The following is a 22,835-nucleotide window of genomic DNA, read 5'->3' on the forward strand; positions in this document are numbered from 1 at the left end:
ATCAAGAAAGTGCGGAACACTCTGGTCCCAGAAGGAGCCATTACCGCATGTTCCAAAGGTGTGTGCGAGGAGTGCTCCGCTCTCTCTTACTCAATCTTTCGTCTGGTAAGTGCCCGAGGAGGAGCCATGTCACAGCCCGATCCGGACGCATGGCGCACACAGGTCCGGCAGTGGCTGGCCACCGTGCTCGAACCGGCCCGGACACCGCAGTCCGCCGGGGCGGCCGCCGACCTCGCCGTGTTCCACAACCTCCCGGAGGACGAGGAACGCCTGCTGCTGGAACGCTGCCGCGCCTACCAGCAGGCCCGCTTCGACGCCGGTTATCAGGCGCTGACCCTCCCCGCGGACAAGGGCGGCGCGGGCCTGACCGCCGCCCACGTGGCGGTCTTCGCCCAGGAGGAGTCCGCCTTCGAGGTGCCGCCGTCCACCGAGCTGATCAGCGTCACCGTGCGCCTGGTCGCGATGGCCGTCTCCCTGTTCGGCACGGCCGGGCAACGCGACCACTACGCACGCGCGTTCCTGCGCACCGACCTGCTGGCATGCCAGCTCTTCAGCGAGCCCGCCGCCGGATCCGATCTCGCCGCCCTGCGCACCCGCGCCCGGCAGGAAGGCGACGACTGGGTGGTCGACGGGCAGAAGGTGTGGACCTCGGGCGCCCAGTTCGCCGACTACGGTCTGCTGCTCGCCCGCACCGACCCGGACGTCGTCAAGCAGGCCGGCATCACCGCCTTCCTGGTCCCGATGGACGCGCCCGGCGTGGAGGTGCGTCCCATCCGTCAGATGAGTGGCGGCGCCTCCTTCAACGAGGTCTTCCTGAGCGGCGTACGCGTCCCGGACCGGCTCCGGATAGGGCGCCCCGGCCAGGGCTGGGAGGTCGCCACCGCCACCCTCGCCTTCGAGCGGACCGCCTCCGGCAGTGGCAACCGCCGCAAGGGCGGCACTTTTCCGGACGTCCTCGCCCTCGCCCGCTCCCTCGGCCGCACCGGGGACCCGCTGGTCCGCCAGCGCCTCGCCGACCTGTACATACGGACCGCCCTGAGAACGGCCACCGTCGACCGGGTCGCCAGGACGAGCGCCGCCGGCGGCCGGCCGGGCCCGGAGGCGTCGTTGACCAAACTCATGGCGTCCGAGCTCATGACCCGCACGGGACAGGTCGCCGCCGAGCTGATGGGAGCCCGGATCAGCGCCGACACCGGGGAACCGGGCACCTTCGCCTGGACCCAGCACCTCCTCGGCGCCCCCGGCTACCGGCTGGCCGGAGGCACCGACCAGATCCAGCGCAACCTGATCGGCGAGCGCGTGCTGAAGCTGCCGCCGGAGCCGCGGGCGGACCGGGCGCCCTTCTCACAGTTGCCCGGTGACTGAGGGGCCTGTCCTGGTGCCTGCGGGACCGGGACGCGTTCTGCCCATCACGAAGGTTCTGCCAATCACGAAGGAGTGACATCGATGGATCTGGGACTGACGGGCGCGAAGGCGCTGGTGACCGGGGCGAGCCGGGGAATCGGCCGGGCTGTGGCAGCCACCCTGGCGGCCGAGGGATGCTCGCTGGCGCTGTGCGCCCGCGGCGAGGAGGGGCTGGCCAAGGCCGCCGCCGAACTGCGGGCCGAGGGGGCCACCGTGTTCGCGGAAGCGGTGGATGTCACCGACCCGGCCGCCCTCGCGGGCTTCGTGGAGCGGTCGGCAGCCGAACTCGGCGGCCTGGACCTGCTGGTGTCCAACGTGTCGGCGGGCAACGTGAAGGGCCCCGAGTCGTGGGAGGCCAGCCTGCGCGGCGACCTGATCCCGTTCGCGGGACTCGTCGAGGCGGCCCTGCCGCACCTGGAGGCCTCCGACCGGGCCGCGGTCGTGGCCATCGGCACCACCAACGCCTCCGACACCGCGCGTCCGGCCGGGGCGAACTCCTACTCCGCCCTCAAGGCCGCCGTCGTCCAGCACGCCTCGGCCCTCGCGCACGCCCTCGCCCCGAAGGGCATCCGCGTCAACACGGTCTCGCCCGGCCCGATCGACTTCCCCGGCGGCGCCTGGGAGACCGTCCGCACCAGCCGCCCCGAGGTGTACGAGGAGGTCCTCGCCAAGCTGCCGATCGGCCGTTACGGCACCGCGGAGGACGTGGCCGCGGCCGTGGCGTTCCTGCTCGGGCGGAGCGGCTCCTTCTGCGTCGGGGTCAACCTCGTGGTGGACGGCGGGCTGCTCACCCGCGTCCAGTACTGAGCCGTGACGGGCCCGGCCGGCCGCCTGGACGCCGTACTGGTCTGCGGCGGCCGATGGCACGACTTCGACCACGCGCGGCTGCGGCTGCTGGAACTGCTCGGTGAGCATCCGCGCGTGCGCACCACGGTGTACCAGGACTACGCCTGCGAGGCCGCCCTCGACGAGGCCGACCTGCTGGTCACCTACACCTGCGACGTCCGGCCCCGCCCGGCTCAGCGGGCCGCCCTGGCGCGGTTCGTCGAGCGGGGCGGTCGCTGGCTCGCCCTGCACGGCACCAACGCGGTGATCGAGCCGTCGACGGGCGGCGGGCAGCGTGTGTTCACCACGCCACGGCTCCTCGGCGACCTGGCGCAGGTGCTCGGCAGCCAGTTCCTGGCCCATCCGCCGATCGAGCCGTACCAGGTGCGGGTGACCCGGCCGGACCATCCGCTGGTCGCCGGGATCGGGCCGTTCACGGTCACCGACGAGCTGTACGTGTGCGAACTGCACGGGGAGTTGGACGTGCTGCTGCACGCCGAGTACACGGGACCGTGCCGCGGTTTCGCCGAGGGCGACTCGGCGGCCCTCGACGACGCGCCCCGACCGGTGCTGTATCTCAAGCGGCACGGAGCCGGCGAGGTCTGCTACTTCACCCTCGGTCACTGCAGGGGGCGCTACGACGTGCAGGACCTCGGGGTGGACGACACGGGGCGCGTGGACCGGGGCCCCTGGCAGACACCGGAGTTCCTGACGGTGCTGCGGCGGTGCGTGGAGCGGACGGTGGGTGTGCGGGGGGCGGCCGACGGTTGAGCGCGGCGGGGGGCGGCCGAAGGATGCCGCCCCCCGCCGCCCCCACCCGTTCCCATTCCTGGGAGCCGCGCCCCCAGACCCCCGCTCCGGCCCTGCACGGGCCTTGTCCTCAAACGCCGGACGGGCTCACTGGGCCTTGCGGCAGTACCACCGCGCGGCCGCCGATCTCCCCGGCGTGCAGACGCGCGTACGCCTCGGGCGCCTGCTCCAGCGTGAAGGTCTCGACGTGGGCGGACACGACACCCTGCCGCGCGAGTTCCAGGACATCCATGAGTTCCGTCCGGCTGCCCCAGTAGGGGAAGGCGGCCGACACCTCGAACGGCAGCCCGCCGCCGAACCCGACGGGCAGCGTGCCGCCGCCGAGGCCGACGACGATGACATCGCCCTCCACCGCCACCGACGCGGCGGCCACCGCCAGGGTCGCCTCGGCTCCCACGAAGTCCAGGACGACCTCCGCTCCCGTACCGCCGGTGAGTTCCCGCAGCCGCGCGGCCGCCTCGCCGTCGGAGAGCAGCACCTCATGGGCCCCGACCTCGCGTGCCAGCTCCAGCTTCTCCTTGCCCACGTCGAGGGCGACCACCCGGGCAGGGGTCAGCGCGCGCAGCAGCTGCACGGCGAGGTGTCCCAGACCGCCCACACCGATCACCACCGCCGTGCTGCCGGGCAGCAGCTTCGGCAGTGATCTGCGGATCGCGTGGTACGGGGTCAGTCCGGCGTCGGTGAGGGGTGCGGCCTGGACGGGGTCGACCCCGTCCAGCGCAACCAGGTGGCGGGCCGAGTCCACCAGCATGTACTCCGCCAGGGCACCGGGCCGGCCGAGCCCCGGCGGCGCGATGCCGAGGCCGGCCGCGTACGCGCAGCAGTTCTCCTTGCCCTCGGCGCACTTGCGACAGCGCCCGCAGCCCCACGGGCCGTACACCGCCACCGCCTCGCCCTCCACCACGGCGGTGACCCCGGCGCCCACCGCCGCCACCGTCCCGACACCCTCGTGACCGAGTGTCATCGGCAGCGCGTAGGGGAACTGCTGCTCGGGCCAGCCCATCACCGCCAGGTCGGAGTGGCACAGCCCCGCCGCCGTCACCTTCAGAAGCACCTGGCCCGGCCCGGGTTCGGGCATCGGAACCTCCACCACCTCGGGGGCGTGCCCCACCCGTCGGTACTGAACGGCTTTCATCGTCGGACCTCCTCGATGGTGGTTTCCTCCTGACGGGTCCCCGTCCGGCGGCGCAGCACGGCGGGCAGGGCGACCCTGCCACCCGTGAGGACCAGCGCCACGATGAGGACGGACCCGGTGAACAGGCTCGCGGCCCACTGCGCGCTGGTGGCGAGCCCGAGCCCGGTGATGCCGGTGCCGAGCAGCAGGACGGCGAGGACCGTGCCCCAGGCGTTGAAGCGGCCCGCCCGCAACTGCGTCGCCCCGACGAACGCGGCGGCGTACGCCGCCAGCAGGTACGGGGTGCCCGCCGTGGGAGATCCGGAGCCGACCGACGACGCGAAAACGACGCCGGCGAAACCGGCGAGCAGCGCGGAGGCCACCAGGGTCAAGAAGCGCAGCCGGCCCGTGCGCACCCCCTGCAGCCGGGCGGCGTCCGCGTTGAAACCGGTCGCGTACAAGCGGCGCCCGGTGGCGGTGTGTTCCAGCAGGAACCAGATGGCGACGGCGGCGAGCAGCAGATACAGCACCGGCAGCGTGATGCCGCCCGCGTCGAGCTGGGCGATGCTCGCGAACGGCTCGGCGAGCAGCTGCACACCGGTGATCGAGCTGTCGTTGGTCACCATGGTGATCAGGGACTGGATCAGCGCGCCGGTGGCCAGGGTGGCGATGAACGAGTCGACGCGCAAGGCCACCACCACGATGCCGTTGACGACACCGATCAGCAGTGCGGCGGTCATCGCCAGGGCGATCGCCGTGCCGGGGCCGAGCCCGGCGGAGACCATCAGATAGGCGGTCAGCACGCTGGTGAGCGACATGGTGTAGGCGACCGAGAGGTCGAAGACCCGTGCGGCCAGCGGCGGTACGACGCTGAGAGCCACCAGGCCCGCCACGGCGTTGCCGTTCAGGACCTGCTTGACCGTGACGGCGGTCGGGAACGTGTCCGGCGCCCACACGGAGAAGAGTACGACGATGACCAGCCACACGTACACGGCGCCGATGTTCCGGAACGACAGGGCGGCCACCGCCCGCCGGACCGCCGGCCCCGGTGCGGACACCCTGGATCTCTCCGGTGCGGACGGCGGGAGCTCCGCCGCCCGGGTCGGGGTGGACGTCATGTCACTCGGTTCCTTCCAGGACACATGTCACTCCGTTCCTTCCATGGCGTGCACGAGCGCGGACTCGGTGATGTCCCGGCCGCTGATCTCCCGCGCGATCCGGCCGTCCCGCACCACCAGGACGCGGGTGCACAGCGCGAGCAGGTCCTGGGTGTCGGTGGAGGACACGATGACGCCCATGCCCTCGTCGGCCTGCCGCTCTATCAGGTCGTACAGCTGCAGACGGGTGGCGATGTCCACGCCCGCCGTGGGTTCGCACAGCGCCAGCACCGGCGGGCGTTGTGCCAGACAGCGGGCCATCACGACCTTCTGCTGGTTGCCGCCGCTCAGTGTGGTGATCCGCGCCCCGCGGCCGGCCGTCCGGACACCGACCCGCCGGATCCACTCCTCCACCAGGGCGGACTCGCGGTGTCGGCGCAGCCGCCCGGAGCGGGCGCGCAACCGGCCGAGGAGCGGCAGGGTGAGGTTCTCGCCGACCGAGAAGTCGCCGATCACGCCCTCGCCCGCCCGGTCCGCGGGAACCAGGGGAAGGCCCAGACCGTCGGCGTCGCGCGCCCGGGTCCACCGCTCGGAGCGGCGGGGCAGCCGCAGCCTGCCGCTCACCCGCCCGGGATGGGCCCCGCACACCGCGTACGGCACGATCTCGTGGCCGGAACCGACCAGGCCCGTGATGCCCAGACGCTCGCCGCCGGCCAGGTCGAAGCCGACGCCCCGCAGGGGCCCGGCCCACAGGTCCCTGACCTCCAGCACCGGGTCGGCGCGGCGCGAAGGGGGCGGGGGACGGTGGTCGGTCTCCATCTCCTCGCCCGCCATCAGCTCCGCCAGCGCACGCGGGGTGAGCCCGGCGACCGGGCGGGTGGCGATCCGGCGTCCGCCGCGGATCACGGTGACCCGGTCGGCCAGCGCGAAGATCTCGTCCATCCGGTGCGAGACGTACAGGACGCCGGCGCCCGCGTCGCGGACCTCTCGCACGATGTCGAACAGGCGGGCCACCTCGCCGGGCGGCAGCACGGCGGTCGGCTCGTCGAGGACCAGGACACCGCGCCGGCCCTCCCAGCCCTGCAGCGCGGCGGCGATGGCCACCACCGTGCGCTGGACCGGGGTCGCCGTCGCCAGCGGTCGGCGCACGTCGATACCGAGGCCGAACCGTTCCACGAGGGCACGCGTGCGCCGCTCCATCTCGGGCCAGCGGATGTTGCCGAGGGCGGTGCGGGCGAAGCCCTGCCGCAGCGCGAGGTTGTCGATGGCGCTCAACTCGCCCACCAGCCCCAGCTCCTGGTGGACGAAGCGCAGCCGGTCGTGCCGGGAAGCCGTGACCTGGCCGAGGTCGAAGGGCTCACCGTCGAGTTCGGCCACGGCGCCGGGCTCCGCGTGGTGGTAGCCGGCGAGGATCTTGATGAGGGTGGACTTGCCGGAGCCGTTGGGCCCGATCAGGGCGTGAATCTCGCCCGGCGAGACCTCCAGGTCGACGTCCTGGAGGGCCTGGGTGCCGCCGAATCGCTTCGACAGGGCGGCCACCCGGAGCACCGGCCCGGTCAACTCAGCCCCCAGAGCGCTTTGAACTGCTCCTGGTAGTCCTCGACGATGGGGAAGTCACCGTCGGCCGAGGGCAGGTTGTCCTTGGTGACGAGCATGTTGGGCAGTACGGCCTGCTGGTCCACGTCCATGGGCTGGCCGGTGAAGTGCCGCGCCAGCGCGTCGGCCTGGAGCCAGGCCGTCTCGTGGGAGTTGAGCGCCATCGCGCCGTCCGTGAGACCGCTCTGGATGTACTGGTAGTTCTGCGCGTCACCGACGTTGACGACGATGTGCTTGCCGGTGATCCCGGCGGTCTTCAGCGCGGTCGGCACGCCCACGTTGAGCAGGCCGAGCGAGAACACGACGTGGGTCACCTTCGGGTGCGACCGGAGGTACGACACCACGCGGTCCGGCATGTCCTTGCCCACGGCGGTGATCGGCACGTCGACGTTGTCCAGCCCGCAACCGTCGCACCACTTCTTGTACTTGGCGGCGAAGGAGTCCTTGACGGGCTTGAGGATCGTGTACGCCGGAAGGTCGAAGTAGACGGTGTTCGCCTTGGCCTCACTGTTCGACACCACCCAGGAGGCGAGCATCTCGCCCTGCACGCCGACGTCGTCCGGCCCGTTCTTGAGCAGGGAGATGCCGTCACCCAGCAGGTCGTCGGCGTTCGACTGGATGACGGGGATCTCGGCGGCCTTCAGCCGGGCCAGCTGCTTGGCGTAGACGGCGCGGGGGAAACCGGAGGCGACGACGGCGTCCGGCTTGTCGCGCAGGGCCTGTTCGTAGGCGGCCTGGACGGACTCCGGGGTGCCCTGGGTGGCGATCTGCTTCACCTCCCAGCCGAGTTCCTCGGCGGCCTCGGTGAAGAAGTCGGCGAGGTCCTTGCAGGACTGGACGCCGCAGAGAATGAAGTCGATCTCCTTGCCCTTGGGGATCTTCTTGCCGACGGGCTGGGTCACGGGGATCGCGGTCGGGCGCTCGGAGTACTGCGCCAGGGCCTCGCGGGCCGCCGTCAGGCCGGGCGAGTCCGGCGCGGCCGCCTGCGTCGAGCCGGTGGCGGGTGTGCTGCCGCCGCCGCATGCCGCCAGGGCGAGCAGTGAGGCGGCGGAGAGGCTTGCGGTGAGGGCACGGCGGACCGCGCGACGGGGTCTGGAACTCATCGTCGAGTACTCCCGAGAGGTGTCGCCTGCGCTGCCCGACCCACGTCGCTCCCGCGTCCGCGATGGTCGGGCTCCGGTCAGGCGGATCGATTCTGTGTCGCCCCGGGGCGAGGACGCCGCGGCGCTGGAGCCGGGACGGCAAGGGCCGTCCAGCTACGGAGAAACTTTTGAGGAACTACAGCCTCAAGTGGGTCGGAGTGTGACATGTCCCAGCGGCCTTGGGGAGAGGGCCGCCCCAAGAAATTCCGGTCCCGGCGGCGAATGTCGTGGTGGGGGAGGAAGGCGTAAGAGTCCGTCCCGCGGTACGAGTGTTGCTCCACGCCGTCACCCGTAACTACACTCACTCTAAAGTTTCTGCCGGAGGAGAGATGATGGACGAAACATCGGAGCTGGGCACCGCGCGGTGCCCCGGGCCCAGCGTCCAGGACTACCTCGACCAGGACAGCCGCCCCGTTCCCCCCGCCCTCAGGTTCGAGCGGAACGACCACCTCGGCAGCGAGGACATCGACACCGCCCGCTTCACCTCCCGCGAATGGGCCGAGCGGGAGATGCGGCAGGTCTGGCGGCGCGTGTGGCAGTTCGCCTGCCTGGAGAGCGAGATTCCCGAGGTCGGCGACCACGAGGTCTACGAGATCGGCGACGACTCGCTCATCGTCGTCCGCACGGCGCCCGAGGAGATCCGCGCCTTCGTCAACGTCTGCCTGCACCGCGGACGCAAACTGCGCACCGCGGGCGGCAACGTCGGCGAGTTCCGCTGCTCGTTCCACGGCTTCACCTGGAACCTCGACGGCACGATGCGGACCCCGCCGTGTGCCTGGGACTTCCCGCACGTCAGCCCGGAGAAGTTCGCCCTCCCGGAGGCCCGGGTGGCCACCTGGCGCGGCTTCGTCTTCATCAACATGGACCCCTACGCCGAGTCCTTCGACAGCTACCGCGGCACCTTCGACGACTACTACATCTGGCCCCTGGAGAACCGCTACAAGTCCCTGCACATCGGCAAGGTGCTGCCCTGCAACTGGAAGGTCGCCCAGGACGCGTTCATCGAGTCCTTCCATGTGATCGCCACCCACCCGCAGATGCTGCCGTGGCTCGCCGACGCCAACTCGCAGTACGACGTCATGGCGGACCAGCCGAACTGGAGCCGGATGATCAACATCCAGGGCGCGCCCAGTCCGCACGTGGCGGACTCCGTCACGGAGGAGGACGTCCTGGAGACCTTCTACGACTCCCGCGCGTTCTACTCCGCCGCCCAGGGCCGTGACCTGGTGCGGCAGGAGGGCGACGAACTGCCGGCCATCCCGCCCGGCGGCACCGCCCGCAAGGTCCTCGCCGAACGGATGCGCGCGCAACTGGCGGCCACCTCGCGGCAGGACTTCTCGAACACCCCCGACACCGAACTGCTGGACGCCATCAACTACCTGCTGTTCCCCAACTTCAACCCCTGGGGCGGCGCCAAGTCGAACATCATCTACCGGTTCCGTCCCCACGGCCTCGACCCCGACTCCTGTACCGCCGAGATCATCTTCATGTCGTCCCCGAAACAGCCCGGCGAGCTGCCGCCACCGGCGAAGATCCGCTGGGTGCCGGAGGACATGCTCTTCGCCGACATCCCCGAACTCGGCGTGCTCGGCCCCGTCTTCGACCAGGACTGCGAGAACCTGCCCTACGTCCAGCAGGGCCTGAAGGCCATGCGCAAGCCGGGCATCACCCTGTCCAACTACCAGGAGAGCCGCATCCGCCACTTCAACCGGACCCTCGACCGGTGGATGGAGAAGTGACCCACCGGGTGTCGGTCAGACCCTCCGGCGTCGAGCTCGAAGTCCTCGACGGCGAGGACCTGTTCACCGCCGCCCGGCGACTCGGATACCGCTGGCCCACCGTCTGTGGCGGCCAGGGCACGTGCCGCCTCTGTTTCGTCCGGGTCGACGAGGGCGCCGAGAACTGTTCCCCCGTGGGCCCGCTGGAGCGCGAGGGCATCGAGTCCCTGCGCCGGCCGGTGGACGGCACGACCAGACTCGCCTGCCGGCTCCTGGTCGAGGGCCCGGTGACCGTGACCAAGAGCGGCGTACGCCGCCGAGCGCAGGAGTGAGGCCCCCATGTCCAAGCAAGTGATCCACCCACTGACCGGGCATGTGTACCGGCTCACCGAGGACGGACTGGTCGAGGTGACCGACCCCCGAACGGGGGCACAGGGCGTCTTCGACTTCCAGGCCCGGTGGCAGTCGGGCGAACTGCGCCACGCCGACCTCCAGATGGCCGGCTGGGTCGGCCGCCTCGCCCAGCGGCGCACACCGCCGCAGCCCGAGGCCTGACCCCGTGACGCCCCGCACCACCCGGGTGGTCTGTCTGGTGCGCCGACCGGTCGGTGAGCCGCTCCCCGGTGACTTCGCCGTCGAGGAACGCCCGCTGCCGCCCCTGGAGGAGGGGCAACTGCTCGTGCGCAACCTCTACATGAGCGTCGACCCGTCCATGCGCGGCCGCCTGGAAAGCACCGAGAAGCACTACACGCACAACTTCACCCCGGGCGCCCCGCTCGACGGCCGTGCCCTCGGCATCGTGGAGGAGAGCCGCTGCGCCTCCGTACCGCCTGGCACCTACGTACGCCACCAGCTCGGCTGGCGGGAGCGGGCGGTGCTCGACGGAGGGGACGTGGACGGCGCCGGTCGCATCGACCCCGAACTCGCCCCGCTGCCCACCTGGTTGGGCCTGCTCGGCCAGACCGGCTTCACCGCGTACGTCGGCCTGACCCGGATCGCGCGGCTGCGTCCGGGCGACACCGTCCTCGTGTCGGCGGCGGCCGGCGCGGTCGGCAGCGCCGCCGGTCAGTTCGCGCGCCTGCTGGGCGCGGACCGCGTCATCGGGACCGCCGGAGGGCCGGACAAGTGCGCCCTGCTGGTGAAGGAGTTCGGCTACGACGCGGCCGCCGACCACCGGGCCGGGCCCGTGCGCGACGCGCTGGCCCAGCTGGCGCCCGACGGCATCGACGTGTACTTCGACAACGTCGGCGGCGAACAACTCGCCGCCGCGCTGCACGCGCTGCGCAGCGGTGGCCGGGTCGCGCTGTGCGGCATGATGTCGCAGTTCGGCGGCGACCGGCGGTCCGCGGACATCAACCAGCTGATCCAGGCGGTCCTCAAGCGGCTGACTCTGCGCGGTTTCATCGTCCGTGACCACGACGACCTGCGGCCGGAGTTCGAGCGACGGGTCGGGGGCTGGCTCGCCGAGGGCCGGATCACCGCGCGCGAGACGGTCGTGGACGGCCTGGAGAACGCCCCGGGGGCCCTGCTGTCCCTGCTCGGCGGTGGCAACGTCGGCAAGATGCTGGTACGGCTGGGGGACTGACGGACAGGACAGGAGAACGGCGCCCCCTTCCGGGGGCGCCGTTCAGCGCATCGGGCCGTTCAGCGCATCGGGCGGGTCCGGGCGACCGTGTGGGCCTCCAACGAGACCCCCACCCGGGTCAGTCCGGCCGAGGCGGCCCTGAACTCCTTGATGTGGGCGGTGCCGAAGTGCTCGTCGAGGGCCTGGTGCGAGACCCACCGCTCGTACACCCGGATGCGCCGTTCGTCGACGGGGTCCGCCGTCATGGCGTAGTCGAGACAGCCCGGCTCCTGCTCGCGGGTTTGCCGGCCCAGTGCGACGAGATGCCGCAGCATCTCGTCGCGGTCGCCGGGCTCGTAGTCCATCCAGCCGGCGACGATGATCTCCTCGGCCACGGGCCGTCTCCCTTCGCGGTCGTGCCCGCGGGCCCGTCGCCTCCGCGGGGCGGAGGCGACGGGCCCGCGGAGTGGTCAGGTGCCGAGCGAGGCGGGGACACCGTCCACGGTGACCGTGCCGCGGTCGCCGTCGACCGTGATCACCATGCCGTCCCGCAGCTTCCGCGTCCCGCCCTCGACGGAGATCACCGCCGGGATGCCCAGCTCACGGCAGACCACCACGGCGTGGCTGTTGAGTGCGCCCACGTCCACGACGGCCGCCCCGGCGACCAGGAACAGCGGGGTCCAGGCCGCGTCCGTGATCGGCGCGACCAGCACCTCGCCGGGCTCCAGCGCCTCGCACGAGGCCGGGTCGGTGACCACCCGCACCGTTCCGGTGTAGGTGCCGTGGCTGCCGCCCACACCCGCGAGGACATCGCCCTCGACGGCCGCCGGGGTCCGCTCCTCGGCACGGCGCGGCCAGGTGTCGATCTCGGTCTGCGCGTCGTCGGCGACGAAGAACGGTGGTTCCAGCTCGTGCAGACCCGCGTACTCCTGCAGCCGCCGCGCGATCACGGGGCGGAAGGACTCGGGGGCGGTGACGTAGTCGTCGAGTTCGGTGTCCAGCAGCATCATCACGTCCTCGGGCCGGGCGAAGAGCCCCGCCTCGACGCCGCGGCGGCCGAGTTCCCGTACGGCCATGCGGATCTCGTTGACGACGGTGACGCAGTTCGCCTTGGTCCGCTCCCGGGCCGGGATCCACACCTGGGAGGCGTGCATACCGGCGTCGAACATCGGCCGCGCGTCCTCGGGCAGCGCGGCCCGGATCTCCCGCGCCGTCTCCTCACGCCCCTCGGAGAGCCGCTTGCGGCGGGCGGCCGGGGAGTCGTCGTCGGGACTGTGCCGGATCCGGTCGACCAGGGCCAGCACCTGCACGGGCGCCGCCTCCCAGGACAGCGCGTGGATGTCCCACTCGTTGGGGCCCCGGTCGCCGGACTCGGCCAGGAACTCCTCGAAGGAGTCACGGAACGCCTTCACGTCACCGGTCGCCCCGTCCAGCTCCTGCTCCACCGCGGCCGGGCCCCGGTCGAACAGCGCGCTCAGCTCGGCAGAGGCCGCCACCTGACGCGAGAGGGTCCACAGCCCGGTCGAGGGCGAGGCGGAGTCGACGTCGCCGAGACCACCGATCAGGTCGAGCATGGCGCCGGGACGGTCCACGCTCGCGCACAGCGGGCCGAGGATCGCGGGTCCGACGGACGCCGGCAGCGACGACTCGACGTGCCGCTGGAAGGTCGTCTCCACCTCGTCCAGCAACGACCGTACGTGCGCCACCAGTTCGGCTTCGGACAACCGCGCCAGATCGGGGCGCGAGCGGCGCAGGGCGCGCAGCCGCTCCCGGTCGGCGTCGGCCTCGGGGAACCCGGCCTGGCCGAGCATCCGCTGCAGCGTCGCGCCCGCCTTGGCGGTCAGCTCCTCGTCCCGGTCGTCCGGGTGCGGCACGTACACCGGTGTGTCGGAGCGCTGACCGACGAAGGCCGTGTCGATCTGGTCCGCCGTCTGTCCCATGCGGATGCCGAACAGCCGCATGTGGGACAGGTTGAGATAGAAGTGGCCGCCGAACATGCCGACGAACGGCGGGCGGTCACCGGTGACCTCCTCCTCGCGGTAGATGCCGAACCCGACGAAGCCGCGGCGCCAGCCCTGCAGGCCGCGCCCCCAGACGAGGGTCCAGCCCAGGGGGCTCGCGGGGTCCGGCAGGGTCTCGCCCGCGTTGGCCCGGGTGTAGTGCGGCAGCCGCTCACTGCGCTGCCAGTCCGTGATCCAGCTCTTCATGACCGGGGTCTCCCGCTGTCCGTACCCGTGCCTGTCCCTGCCCGTCCCGCGCTCACCACTGCGCCGTTCCGCCGTCGACGCTGATCAGCGTGCCGGTGATACCCGCCCCGGCCTCGCCGGCGAGAAGCGAGGCGACGGCCGAGATCTGCTCCACGGTGGTGATCTGCTTGGTGGCCGCGTGCTCGGCGAAGCGGTTCAGCCAGACCTCGTAGGTGATGCCCTCGGCCTCCGCCGCGGCCGGGCCGGCGGCCCGCATGAGGTCGGTGTCGACGGCGCCGGGGCAGATGGCGTTGCAGGTGATGCCCTGGGTGCCGTATTCGAAGGCCGTCGCCTTGGTCAGTCCGTGGATGGCGTGCTTGTTGGTGATGTAGTGGCTGATCGCGGGCTTGTTGGCCTGCTTGCCCTCGACCGAGGAGATGTTGATGATCCGGCCCCAGCCGCCCGCCAGCATCTTCGGCAGGGCGCGGCGGGTGCCGTAGAAGTAGGCGTTGAGGTTCAGGTTGAGGGCGTCGTGCCAGGCCTCGTCGCTGAGCTGGTGGACCGGGGCGAAGCCCGAGGTGCCGCCGGCGTTGTTGACCCAGATGTCGAGTCTGCCGAAACGCTCCGCGGCGAAGTCGGCGAGGGCCTCGATGTCCTGCTGGCTGCTCGCGTCGCAGGGGTGGAAGACGGCCCGGTCTCCGGCGGCCATCTCCTCCAGGGCCTGCTTGCCCTTGAGTTCGCTGCGGCCGCTGACGACGACCGTCGCGCCGTCGGCCAGGAACCGTTCGGCGATGGCGCGGCCGATGCTGCGCGTGCTGCCCGTGATCACCGCGACACGTCCGTCGAGGCTGCCCGTAGCCACCATGGTGTTCTCCCGCGAGTGTTGTTGGTTCGTCACCTGGTGGCTCTTGAGGCTGCTGTGGCGCCCGTGTCCAGGTGTCGGTGAATGGTGCGGTGGAAGTGCTGGAGTCCGGGCTCGTTGCGTCCGAAGACGAAGTCGGTCCCGTCGAGGGCCTTCAGCCCCTGCTGGACTCCGTAGGTGGTCGCGTAGTCCTCGTCGCGGACCACCTCGTGGAACCAGGCGCCGAACCGGTCGGCGGCCTGGCGTTCCTCCTCGGTGACCGCCGGTTCCCGCAGCAGGATGATCTGCTGGGTCACCGACTCGGTCGCCGTGCGGGGGAGCACCAGGGAGACGGCGATCTTCTGGCGCCAGCCGCCGGCGATGGCGAGGCCCGGGAAGAGCCAGTAGATGGGGCCGACGCACTCCCCGGGGTCGCGCCGGTCCGGCGGCAGCTCGACTGCCTGCGCGATGGGGCGCAGGGCCGGTGCAATGCGCTGGTGGGGGCCCCAGGTGTCGTGGGCCATCATGTTCGACAGGTTCGTCTCGAACACCGTCTTCGGGTGCAGCGAGGCGAAGTGGTACGTCTCCAGGTATCCGTCGAGCGTGACCTTCCAGTTGGGGCTGGTCAGCTCGGAGGTGGAGTAGTGCTGGCACTCCGCCAGCCTGAGGCCCTCCAGCAGGGGCTGCAGATCGCCCAGCCATTCGTCCAGGTCGGGCTCGGCCGCCGGGTCCAGCGAGACGAAGACGATGCCCGCGCGTTCCCCGGCCGGGAGCCGGACCAGGCTGCGGCCCTCGCGCGGAACCTCGCCGAAGGTCTTCTCGGCGTACACGCCCCGCAGTTCGCCGGCCAGGTCGTACGACCAGGAGTGGTAGGGGCAGGTGAGCCGCCGGGACACCCCGCAGCCGGGTTCGAGGAGTTTGGCGCCCCGGTGCCGACAGGCGTTGATCATCGCGTGCACGGTGCCCTGCCGGTCGCGTGTGATCAGTACGGGGATGCCGAGCACGTCGATCGCCTTGTACGTGTTCGGCCCCGGAAGCTCGCAGGACATGGCGAGCGGCAGCGGGACGCTGCGGTGGACGGCGTCCATCTCGCGCTGCCAGCGGTCGGCGTCGAGGTAGTTGGCCACGGGCTCCGTCCACTGGCCGTCCGACTCGTGCGTCGTGTTGCCGCGGTAGTGCGCCATCACACGCTCGACGAGTTCGGCCGCCTCGCGCCGCATCGCCACGGACGCGGCGTCGGTGGACCGGTCCTGGCTGATCCACGACGTGTATTCGGGGGCCGAGGGGGAGGCGGGAGCCGCCGAGGCCCGCGGCCCGCGGTCGGCGTCTGTCTCCCGTATCTCCGGCGAACTGGTCTGGACCACGATGTCCTCACAATCCTCCCAGCCGTGAGCCGGTGACCGGCTTCGGAGTGCGACAGCTGGGCTGTGTCCGAAACGACAACAGGACTTAGTGTGCTCTGTCAATAGAAAGTGGCGAAGTGGCCGCTCGGTGGCCCGTGGGGGTGGGTGCGATGGTCATGACCCTGCCGTTCGAGGTGGGTGTGGTGGTGCGGGACCTGGAGCTGATGGAGCGCTTCTACGGCGAGGTGTTCGGCTGTCGCGCCGAGCGCCGCACCCGTGTGCCGGAGTCCGTCGGGGTCCCGGCCGGGCTGGGCGGCGAGCTGACGGTCGTCTGGCTGCGGGTGCCCTCCGGGGGGTGCGTCAAGTTGGTCCTTCCCCGGTCGGTGCCGGTCTCGGCCCGCGCGGAGACGCTGCCGGCCGGGCGCCTGGGGCTGTCGTACCTGACCTTCCATCTCGACGACATCGACGCCGTGGTGGCGGCGCTGCCGGCCGCGGGTGCCAGGCCGCTGTCGGACCCCGTCGTCGTCCGGGCGCGGGGCCGGCGGATCAGCTTCTGGGCGGATCCGGAGGGCAACGTCGTGGAGGTCGTGGACGAGCGGGCCGACATCGCGGGGCAGGACCATAGTAATTAGAGAAGGTGTTCAGTAAGGTGCCCCGTGCTGGTTACTGTAGACCGGCACAAGTAAGTCCGATTGCTTGGCAACCTCCCTCGGGCGAAGGGGCGGACGATGGCTCAACGAGCATCAACGGCATCGAAGAAATCCACGCAGGTCAGCGCGCAGGTGATCAGGGATCTGCATGAACGCATGGTGCGCATCCGGCTCTTCGAGACCGAGGCGGGAAAGCTCATGGAAGCGGGCAAGCTGCCCGGTTTCCTGCACCTGTATGTCGGCCAGGAGGCCGTGGCTGCCGGCGTGATGGCGGCCCTGCGCGACGACGACCAGATCACCTCCACCCACCGGGGCCACGGGCACGCCGTGGCCAAGGGCGTCGGATTCCGCGAGATGTACGCCGAGCTGTACGGCCGGGTCACCGGCGCGTGCCTCGGCCGCGGCGGGAGCATGCACATCAACGACCTCGCCCGGGGCATGCTCGGCGCCAACGGCATCGTCGGCGCAGGCGTCCCGATCGCCGTGGGCGCCGCCTTCGCCGCCCGGTACAAGGGCGAGGACAGCGTCGCCGTCACCTTCTTCGGCGACGGAGCCACCAACATCGGCGCCTTCCACGAGGGCGCCAACATGGCCGCGATCCTCGGCCTGCCCGTGGTCTTCGTCTGCGAGAACAACGGGTACGCGGAGTTCACCCCCCAGTCCGGGCACATGCTCCTCACCGACGTCGCCGACCGGGCCGCCGCCTACGGCATCCCCAGCGTGATCGTCGACGGCATGGACGCGGTCGCCGTGCACCGCGCCGCGACCGAGGCCGTCGCACGGGCCCGGGCCGGCGAGGGCCCGATGATGATCGAGGCCAAGACCTACCGCTACTTCGACCACCAGGGCGTCAAGGGCCTGCGTCATCCCTACCGCTCGGACGAGGAGGTCGCCGAGTGGAAGGCCCGCGACCCCATCGACCTCATCGAGGCCCGGGCCGTCGCCGACGGCACCGCGACGCGGGCGGAGCTGGACGACGTACGGCGGCGTACGCGTGAGGAGATCGCCGAGGCCATCGCGTACGCCGAGGCGAGCCCGCTGCCCGACCCCGCCGACCTGCTGCTCAACGTCTACTCGGGATGACCGCCATGACCACCACCGAAGCACCGGCCCTCGCCACGCGGAAACTCACCTACGTCAAGGCCTTCAACGAAGGTCTCGCACAGGCCATGCGAGAGGACGACAACGTCTTCGTCGCCGGCGAGGACGTGGCCGGATACGGCGGAGTCTTCCGCATGTTCGACAACCTGCTCGACGAGTTCGGCCCCCGCCGCATGATCGACACCCCCATCTCCGAAGCCGCCCTGGTCGGCCTCGGTGTGGGAGCCGCCGCCCGGGGGCTGCGCCCCGTCGTCGACCTGATGTTCATGGACTTCATCGGTGTCTGCCTCGACCAGATCGTCAACCAGGCGGCCAAGATGAAGTACATGTTCGGCGGCTCGGTGTCCGTGCCGCTGACCATCACCACCGCCTCCGGCGCGGGCCTCGGCGCCGCCGCCCAGCACAGCCAGAGCCTGGAGGCCTGGCTCGCCCACGTGCCCGGACTCAAGGTGGTGATGCCGTGCGACGCGTACACCGCCAAGGGCCTCACGGTCTCGGCCATCCGGGACGACAACCCGGTCGTCGTCATGCTCAACAAGGTCCTGCTCGGCAGTACGAGCGAGGTGCCCGAGGAGATCTACGGCATTCCGCTGGGCCGGGCGCACACCGCGCGCCAGGGCTCCGACGTCACCGTGATCGCTCTCGGTCGCATGGTGGGCGAGGCGCTCGCGGCCGCCGACGAACTCGCCACCGAGGGCGTGGAGATCGAAGTGATCGACCCCCGCACCGTGCAACCGCTGGACACCGAGACGATGTTCGCCTCCGTCCGCCGCACCAACCGCGTCCTGGTGGTCCATGAGGCCGTCACCTTCGGCGGCCTCGGCGCGGAGATCGCAGCCCAGATCCAGGACGCGGTCTTCGACCACCTGGACGCGCCGGTCCTGCGCATCGGAGCCCCCTTCTCCCCGGTGCCCTTCTCTCCGGTCCTGGAGAAGGCGTACGTGCCCGATCGCGCCCGCATCGCCCAGGGCTGCCGGCGCCTCCTCGAAAGGTCGTGACCGACGTGGCGGTCGAGGTTCTGCTCCCGAAGATCGGCCTGACCATGCAGGAAGGCACGATCGACGAATGGCTGGTGCCCGCCGGCGCGGCCGTCGCGGAGGGCGAGGCGCTGCTGCGGCTGGCCACCGACAAGGTCGACGTGGACGTCGAGGCGGAAGCCGGGGGACTGTTCCACCCGGTGGTCCCGGCGGGCGCCACCGTCCCGGCCGGGGCCCTCATCGGCTGGCTGCTGGCCGAGGGCGAGCAGCCACCGGACCCGGCGGGTGCGCCGATGCCCGCCGGGTCCGGGACCGGCCTGGAGCCGGCCGCCGTGGCCGGTTCCGCCGCCGGTCCCGCCGCCGTGGCACCCTCCGCCGACGGTGCCGGTCTACGTGACCGGCTGCCGGTCTCGCCGAACGCCCGGCGGGTCGCCGCGGCCGCCGGCGTCGACCTCACCGCCGTACGCGGCACCGGGCCGGGTGGCCGGATCGTGTCCGAGGACGTGGAGGACCTCCTCGCCGCGCGCCCCGCCGACGACCTCGCCGCCCCGGCCCCGGCGAACGGCATCCCCTCCTCGCCGCTGGTCCGCAAGCTGGCGAAGGAGCGGGGCATCGACCTCTGCGCCGTCAGCGGCACCGGGCCCGGCGGCCGGGTCCGCCGGGCCGACCTCGACGCCGCCGCCCCGCCGCCCCGCCGCCGGGACGAGGCTCCCCGCCCCGGCGACGTCCTCCCGCTCACCGGAATGCGCGGCACCATCGCCCGCAGGATGCACGCCAGCCTCCAGGAGATGGCACAGCTGACGCACGGCTACGAGGTGCGGATGGACGCCGTGGTGTCCCTGCGGGACCAGCTCAAGCAGGAGTGGACCGACAGCGAACCCCCGGTGCCCAGCCTCAACGACTTCCTGCTGAAGGCCGCCGCCCTCGCCCTGCGCGAGCACCCGCTGCTCAACGCGACGGTGCGGGAGGACGGCGTCCATCTGCTCGAAAGCATCCACCTGGGCTTTGCCGTGGCCGTCCCGGGCGGTCTGATGGTCCCCGTGATCGAGGACGCGGTGGCGCTGCCGCTGCCCGAGATCGCCCGCCGGTCGAGATCCCTGGCCCAGGCCGCGCGCGAGGGCCGGATCTCCCCCGCACAGCTGGACGGAGCCACCTTCACCGTCACCTCGCTCGGCGGATACGGCGTCGACTTCTTCACCCCCGTGATCAACCCCGGCAATGTCGCGATCCTCGGGGTGGGCCGGCTCAGGGACGGCGTCGAGTGGGCGGACGACCGGCCCCTGCGGACACGGGTGCTCACCCTGAGCCTGACCTTCGACCACCGTGCCGTCGACGGTGCACCCGCCGCCGAGTACCTGCGCACGGTCGGTGAGTTGCTGCGCAGGCCCCTGCGCCTGCTGGTGTGATCCGAGGCCGAGAGGCCGCGGCCTATGCCCCCGGGTCGGCGATCCGGTCCGCGAGAGCGCCGACCTCGCGGACGAAGTAGCGGTGCCCCAGCGACCGGTAGACGTCGTCGCCCCGGACCTGCGAGATCGCCGCGGTCTCCAGCAGCGCCAGCAGGCCCAGGCCGATCACCGCCGCCTCGGCGTCGGAGACGGACTCACGGGCCTTGCGGATCAGGCGCACCAGCTCGTTCAGCAACTCCGTACGGCTCTCCTGGCGCAGCGCCTCCGCTTCCTGGCTCATGCCCGCCGACGACACGAAGAACACGGTGGCGGCGGAGCGGTGCTCGCCCAGCCAGGCCAGCAGCGTGGTGACCGCCGCCCCCACGTCCGAGCCGGGCTCGTAGGCCGCCGTGAGCGCCTCCAACTGCTCGCGCAGCCCGGACGCGAACCCCCGCATGGCTTCCGACAGGACCTGGTCCTTGGAGGAGAAGTGGTAGTACACCGCCGCCGAGGTCATCTCGGCGCGAGCGGCGATGTCGGCCACCGTCACCTCGTCCGGCGGCTGGGTGGCGAACAACTCCGTGGCCGCCTCGATCACCCACTGCTTGCGCGACGGGCGATGGGCGGCGCGGGTTCCGGATGTCGTCATGGTGTCAAGTATGCCGTCACCTGGGTCTTCAGGAGGCACGCAGGTTACTGGAATTACGTGGGTGGGACGGCCGGAGTTACTGGATAGAATCATCAGTACCCAGGGCCCGAGGACGCGGGGGCCACGGCAGTCGGCAGGGAGCATGATGGCCACCACGAAGAACGCCAAGCAGCCCGCCCACCGGCCCTCGCGGCGGCAGCACATCATCGGCGCCGCCGTGCGGGTGTTCGGCCGCAACGGCTTCGCCGAGACCAGCATCCAGGACATCGCCGACGAGGCCCAGGTGGTGCCCACAGCCGTCTACTACCACTTCGACGGCAAGGACGAGCTGCTCGAACTCGCCATGCGCCGCGTCTTCGACCAGCTGAACGAGGTCGTGGAGGCGGCCCGGCCGGCGACCGAACCGGGTGACGCGGAGAGCCTGCTCCGTGTCATCGACGCCGTGTGGGAATGGGTGGAGCAGAATCCGGACGAGGCCCGCCTGTACCAGGTCCAGGTCGCCTCCGCGAGCGGCAACGTCAAGGCGCTGCGGGACGAGTTCGAACAGCGTCACATCCAGCGCGGCTACGACTATCTGCCCGAGGGCACCACACGCAACCCCAGAACGGCGAAGGCGCGGCACGCCGCGCAGGCGCTCGCCGTCCGCACGCTGATCAGCACGACCATGCTCGTCACCGCCCTGCGGGCGGAGGGAGGCCCCCTGTCCCAGCTGCCCTCCCGGGCCGTACTGGAGGCGGTCAGGTCGCTGGCCCTGCGCATCGTCGCCGCCGAGCAGACCCCCACGAAGCCGGCCGTGGCACGCGTCTGAGGCGGCGGTCAGGACCCGCGCACCTCACCCCGCAGGAACCCGCACCCTCACACCGTCAGGACCGAGCACGCGCTGATACCGGGCGCCCCGTACACATGGGTGAAGCCCACCCGGGGCCCGCCCGGCACCTGCACACCGGGCGCCCTGCCCTGCAACTGCCGCACGACCTCGTGGAACTGCCGCAGCCCCGACGCGCCGACGGGCTCCCCGCCCGCCAGACAGCCGCCGTCGGTGTTGACCGGAATCCGGCCTGTGGGCTCCGTGGCCCCGGCGGCCAGCAGTTCCTCCTGTTCACCGTGGCCGCACAGCCCGGTCTCCGCCAGGTGGATCAGCTCCGATCCGCTGTCGGTGTCCTGCAACTGGGCGACCTGGACGTCCGTCGGCCGCACCCCCGCCGTGCGGAAGGCCGCCCGCGCGGCGTCGACGCTGGGGCTGTGGTGCGGCCCCGGCGGCAGCCAGGGCGAGAACACCTCGAACGAACCGAAGCGCCGGGTCCGAAACGCCAGCGACGCCAGTCTGACCGGCCGCTCGCACAGATCGAACGCCCGGTCGCCGAGTGCGAGGACCAGCGCCGCCGCGCCCTGCCCGGGCGAACAGAACATGTACTGGGTGAGCGGGGGACTGACCTCGGCGGAGTCCAGGATCTCCCGCTCCGTCAGCGGCTTCCGCCGCCAGGCCAGGGGGTGGTGCGAGCCGTTGCGGAAGGCTCGCGCGGCGACCGTCGCCAGTGCCCGCTCCGAGATCCCGTACTCGTACAGGTACCGCTGGGTCTTCAGCGCGAAGAACTGTGTCGTCAGCATCATCCCGGTCTCGGCGTACCACTCGCCCAGCCCGTAGCGCGCCGCGGAGACATGGAACGCCCCCCGCTCGTGCTTGTCGAACCCGACCGCCAGTCCCAGGGAGGCCTCGCCCGCCCGGAGCGCGTTGGCCACCGAGAGCACCGTGGAGGCGCCGGTCGCGCAGCCGTTCTGCACGTTGACGAACGGCACGCCGGTCAGGCCCAGACGGCCCACCAACGTGTCGGGCTTGCCGGACACGTCGGAGCCGCCGGCCGCGTAGCCGATGTCCTCCCAGACGACGCCCGCGTCGGCCAGCGCCTCGCGCACCGCGTGCTCGGCCATGTCCATTGCGGTGACGCTCTCGTCGCGGCCGAAGGGACGCATGCCGCATCCGACCACGTAGACCTCCTTCGCGCGGCTCACCGCGCGGCCTGCCCGTCGGGTCGGAAGGCGAAGGTCAGTACCTCGGTTCCGTCCTCGTCGTGAAACGCCGGGACCGTGATGAGCCGGACCGGCAGCCCGATCCGGATCTCCGTGCGGGGCACCGCCAGCCGCGTCTCGACCAGCACCGCACCGAGGTCCACATAGCCGACGTGGTACGGCTGGTAGCCCCCGGTCGGCGGCCGGTACGGCGGCTTCGGTGGGAACGCCTGGAGCGTCCACGACCAGATCCGGCCCCGCACCGGCAGCACGTGCGCGGACATGCTTCCGGCCGGACACCGGGGGCAGGAGGTCTGCCGGGGGAAGACGACCGTGCCGCACCGGCCGCAGTGCGCTCCCACGAGCCGCGCCGGATCCACGCTGTCGAACAGGTTCTCGTCGATGAGTCTGGTGGTCCTCATGCGC

23 protein-coding genes are annotated in these 22,835 nt (G+C 71.6%); 12 read left to right on the plus strand and 11 right to left on the minus strand.

What is annotated here, in order from left to right; all coding sequences use genetic code 11:
• Positions 1-126: 126 nt before the first annotated feature.
• The 3 genes from GWK25_RS18300 (at position 127) to GWK25_RS18310 (ending at position 3,000) form a co-directional block, all read left to right on the plus strand.
• Positions 127-1,365 (plus strand): acyl-CoA dehydrogenase family protein, encoded by a 1,239-nt coding sequence (locus tag GWK25_RS18300; protein WP_215451472.1) that lies wholly within the window; start codon positions 127-129, stop codon positions 1,363-1,365.
• An 81-nt stretch (positions 1,366-1,446) separates the two neighbouring features.
• Complete coding sequence (locus tag GWK25_RS18305) at positions 1,447-2,211, plus strand: SDR family NAD(P)-dependent oxidoreductase (RefSeq protein WP_215451475.1); 765 nt, start codon at positions 1,447-1,449, stop codon at positions 2,209-2,211.
• Positions 2,212-2,214: 3 nt separating this feature from the next.
• The gene (locus GWK25_RS18310) at positions 2,215-3,000 is read left to right on the plus strand and encodes a ThuA domain-containing protein (protein WP_215451477.1); all 786 of its coding nucleotides are present in this window, start codon (positions 2,215-2,217) and stop codon (positions 2,998-3,000) included.
• Positions 3,001-3,109: 109 nt separating this feature from the next.
• On the opposite strand, the gene GWK25_RS18315 is transcribed toward GWK25_RS18310, so the two are convergent.
• From GWK25_RS18315 to GWK25_RS18330, 4 genes are read right to left on the minus strand one after another with little or no spacing between them, the layout of a single operon-like run.
• A complete protein-coding gene (locus GWK25_RS18315) occupies positions 3,110-4,174 on the minus strand; it encodes an NAD(P)-dependent alcohol dehydrogenase (protein WP_215451479.1) in 1,065 nt (354 codons plus the stop codon).
• A complete protein-coding gene (locus GWK25_RS18320; protein WP_215451481.1) occupies positions 4,171-5,271 on the minus strand; it encodes an ABC transporter permease in 1,101 nt (366 codons plus the stop codon). The genes GWK25_RS18315 and GWK25_RS18320 overlap by 4 nt, the downstream gene beginning before the upstream one ends.
• A gap of 27 nt (positions 5,272-5,298) precedes the next feature.
• The gene (locus GWK25_RS18325) at positions 5,299-6,810 is read right to left on the minus strand and encodes a sugar ABC transporter ATP-binding protein (RefSeq protein ID WP_215451482.1); all 1,512 of its coding nucleotides are present in this window, start codon (positions 6,808-6,810) and stop codon (positions 5,299-5,301) included.
• Positions 6,807-7,949, minus strand: a complete 1,143-nt coding sequence (locus tag GWK25_RS18330) for a substrate-binding domain-containing protein (RefSeq protein ID WP_215451483.1) — start codon at positions 7,947-7,949, stop codon at positions 6,807-6,809. The genes GWK25_RS18325 and GWK25_RS18330 overlap by 4 nt, the downstream gene beginning before the upstream one ends.
• A gap of 371 nt (positions 7,950-8,320) precedes the next feature.
• Here GWK25_RS18330 and GWK25_RS18335 point away from each other — a divergent pair, with 371 nt between their 5' ends.
• From GWK25_RS18335 to GWK25_RS18350, 4 genes are read left to right on the plus strand one after another with little or no spacing between them, the layout of a single operon-like run.
• A complete protein-coding gene (locus GWK25_RS18335; protein WP_251828904.1) occupies positions 8,321-9,727 on the plus strand; it encodes an SRPBCC family protein in 1,407 nt (468 codons plus the stop codon).
• Positions 9,728-9,735: 8 nt separating this feature from the next.
• Positions 9,736-10,038, plus strand: a complete 303-nt coding sequence (locus tag GWK25_RS18340) for a 2Fe-2S iron-sulfur cluster binding domain-containing protein (RefSeq protein WP_308404256.1) — start codon at positions 9,736-9,738, stop codon at positions 10,036-10,038.
• Positions 10,039-10,045: 7 nt separating this feature from the next.
• Positions 10,046-10,261 (plus strand): transposase, encoded by a 216-nt coding sequence (locus GWK25_RS18345; RefSeq protein ID WP_184897032.1) that lies wholly within the window; start codon positions 10,046-10,048, stop codon positions 10,259-10,261.
• Between the two features lie 4 nt (positions 10,262-10,265).
• A complete protein-coding gene (locus GWK25_RS18350; protein WP_215451487.1) occupies positions 10,266-11,291 on the plus strand; it encodes an NADP-dependent oxidoreductase in 1,026 nt (341 codons plus the stop codon).
• A gap of 59 nt (positions 11,292-11,350) precedes the next feature.
• On the opposite strand, the gene GWK25_RS18355 is transcribed toward GWK25_RS18350, so the two are convergent.
• From GWK25_RS18355 to GWK25_RS18370, 4 genes are all read right to left on the minus strand, one after another.
• Complete coding sequence (locus tag GWK25_RS18355) at positions 11,351-11,665, minus strand: putative quinol monooxygenase (protein WP_215451489.1); 315 nt, start codon at positions 11,663-11,665, stop codon at positions 11,351-11,353.
• A gap of 75 nt (positions 11,666-11,740) precedes the next feature.
• Positions 11,741-13,477 (minus strand): PEP-utilizing enzyme, encoded by a 1,737-nt coding sequence (locus GWK25_RS18360; RefSeq protein WP_215451492.1) that lies wholly within the window; start codon positions 13,475-13,477, stop codon positions 11,741-11,743.
• A gap of 52 nt (positions 13,478-13,529) precedes the next feature.
• Positions 13,530-14,354: an SDR family NAD(P)-dependent oxidoreductase gene (locus GWK25_RS18365; protein ID WP_308404257.1), complete on the minus strand. Its 825-nt coding sequence runs from the start codon at positions 14,352-14,354 to the stop codon at positions 13,530-13,532.
• Entirely contained in the window at positions 14,351-15,661 is a 1,311-nt protein-coding gene (locus GWK25_RS18370; protein ID WP_215451494.1) for an aromatic ring-hydroxylating dioxygenase subunit alpha, read from the minus strand. The genes GWK25_RS18365 and GWK25_RS18370 overlap by 4 nt, the downstream gene beginning before the upstream one ends.
• 155 nt (positions 15,662-15,816) lie before the next feature.
• On the opposite strand from GWK25_RS18370, the gene GWK25_RS18375 reads away from it, so the two are divergent.
• The 4 genes from GWK25_RS18375 (at position 15,817) to GWK25_RS18390 (ending at position 19,774) form a co-directional block, all read left to right on the plus strand.
• On the plus strand, positions 15,817-16,272 hold the full coding sequence (locus GWK25_RS18375; protein WP_251828905.1) for a VOC family protein: 456 nt from the start codon (positions 15,817-15,819) through the stop codon (positions 16,270-16,272).
• A 96-nt stretch (positions 16,273-16,368) separates the two neighbouring features.
• Positions 16,369-17,373, plus strand: coding sequence for a thiamine pyrophosphate-dependent dehydrogenase E1 component subunit alpha (locus GWK25_RS18380; RefSeq protein WP_251828906.1), 1,005 nt, complete (start codon positions 16,369-16,371; stop codon positions 17,371-17,373).
• 5 nt (positions 17,374-17,378) lie between these two features.
• Positions 17,379-18,389 (plus strand): alpha-ketoacid dehydrogenase subunit beta, encoded by a 1,011-nt coding sequence (locus tag GWK25_RS18385; RefSeq protein WP_215451497.1) that lies wholly within the window; start codon positions 17,379-17,381, stop codon positions 18,387-18,389.
• A gap of 5 nt (positions 18,390-18,394) precedes the next feature.
• Positions 18,395-19,774, plus strand: a complete 1,380-nt coding sequence (locus GWK25_RS18390; RefSeq protein ID WP_215451498.1) for a 2-oxo acid dehydrogenase subunit E2 — start codon at positions 18,395-18,397, stop codon at positions 19,772-19,774.
• Between the two features lie 22 nt (positions 19,775-19,796).
• Here GWK25_RS18390 and GWK25_RS18395 read toward each other — a convergent pair whose 3' ends face one another.
• The gene (locus GWK25_RS18395) at positions 19,797-20,402 is read right to left on the minus strand and encodes a TetR/AcrR family transcriptional regulator (RefSeq protein WP_215451499.1); all 606 of its coding nucleotides are present in this window, start codon (positions 20,400-20,402) and stop codon (positions 19,797-19,799) included.
• Positions 20,403-20,547: 145 nt separating this feature from the next.
• Between GWK25_RS18395 and GWK25_RS18400 the strand changes: the two genes are divergently transcribed.
• The gene (locus tag GWK25_RS18400) at positions 20,548-21,210 is read left to right on the plus strand and encodes a TetR/AcrR family transcriptional regulator (protein ID WP_251828907.1); all 663 of its coding nucleotides are present in this window, start codon (positions 20,548-20,550) and stop codon (positions 21,208-21,210) included.
• Between the two features lie 47 nt (positions 21,211-21,257).
• Here GWK25_RS18400 and GWK25_RS18405 read toward each other — a convergent pair whose 3' ends face one another.
• Both GWK25_RS18405 and GWK25_RS18410 read right to left on the minus strand, forming a co-directional pair.
• Positions 21,258-22,412, minus strand: a complete 1,155-nt coding sequence (locus tag GWK25_RS18405) for a thiolase family protein (RefSeq protein ID WP_215451503.1) — start codon at positions 22,410-22,412, stop codon at positions 21,258-21,260.
• Positions 22,409-22,831, minus strand: a complete 423-nt coding sequence (locus tag GWK25_RS18410) for a Zn-ribbon domain-containing OB-fold protein (protein ID WP_215451506.1) — start codon at positions 22,829-22,831, stop codon at positions 22,409-22,411. The genes GWK25_RS18405 and GWK25_RS18410 overlap by 4 nt, the downstream gene beginning before the upstream one ends.
• Positions 22,832-22,835 lie beyond the last annotated feature (4 nt).

This window comes from Streptomyces sp. ATCC 21386 (assembly GCF_018728545.1).
Taxonomy (GTDB): domain Bacteria; phylum Actinomycetota; class Actinomycetes; order Streptomycetales; family Streptomycetaceae; genus Streptomyces.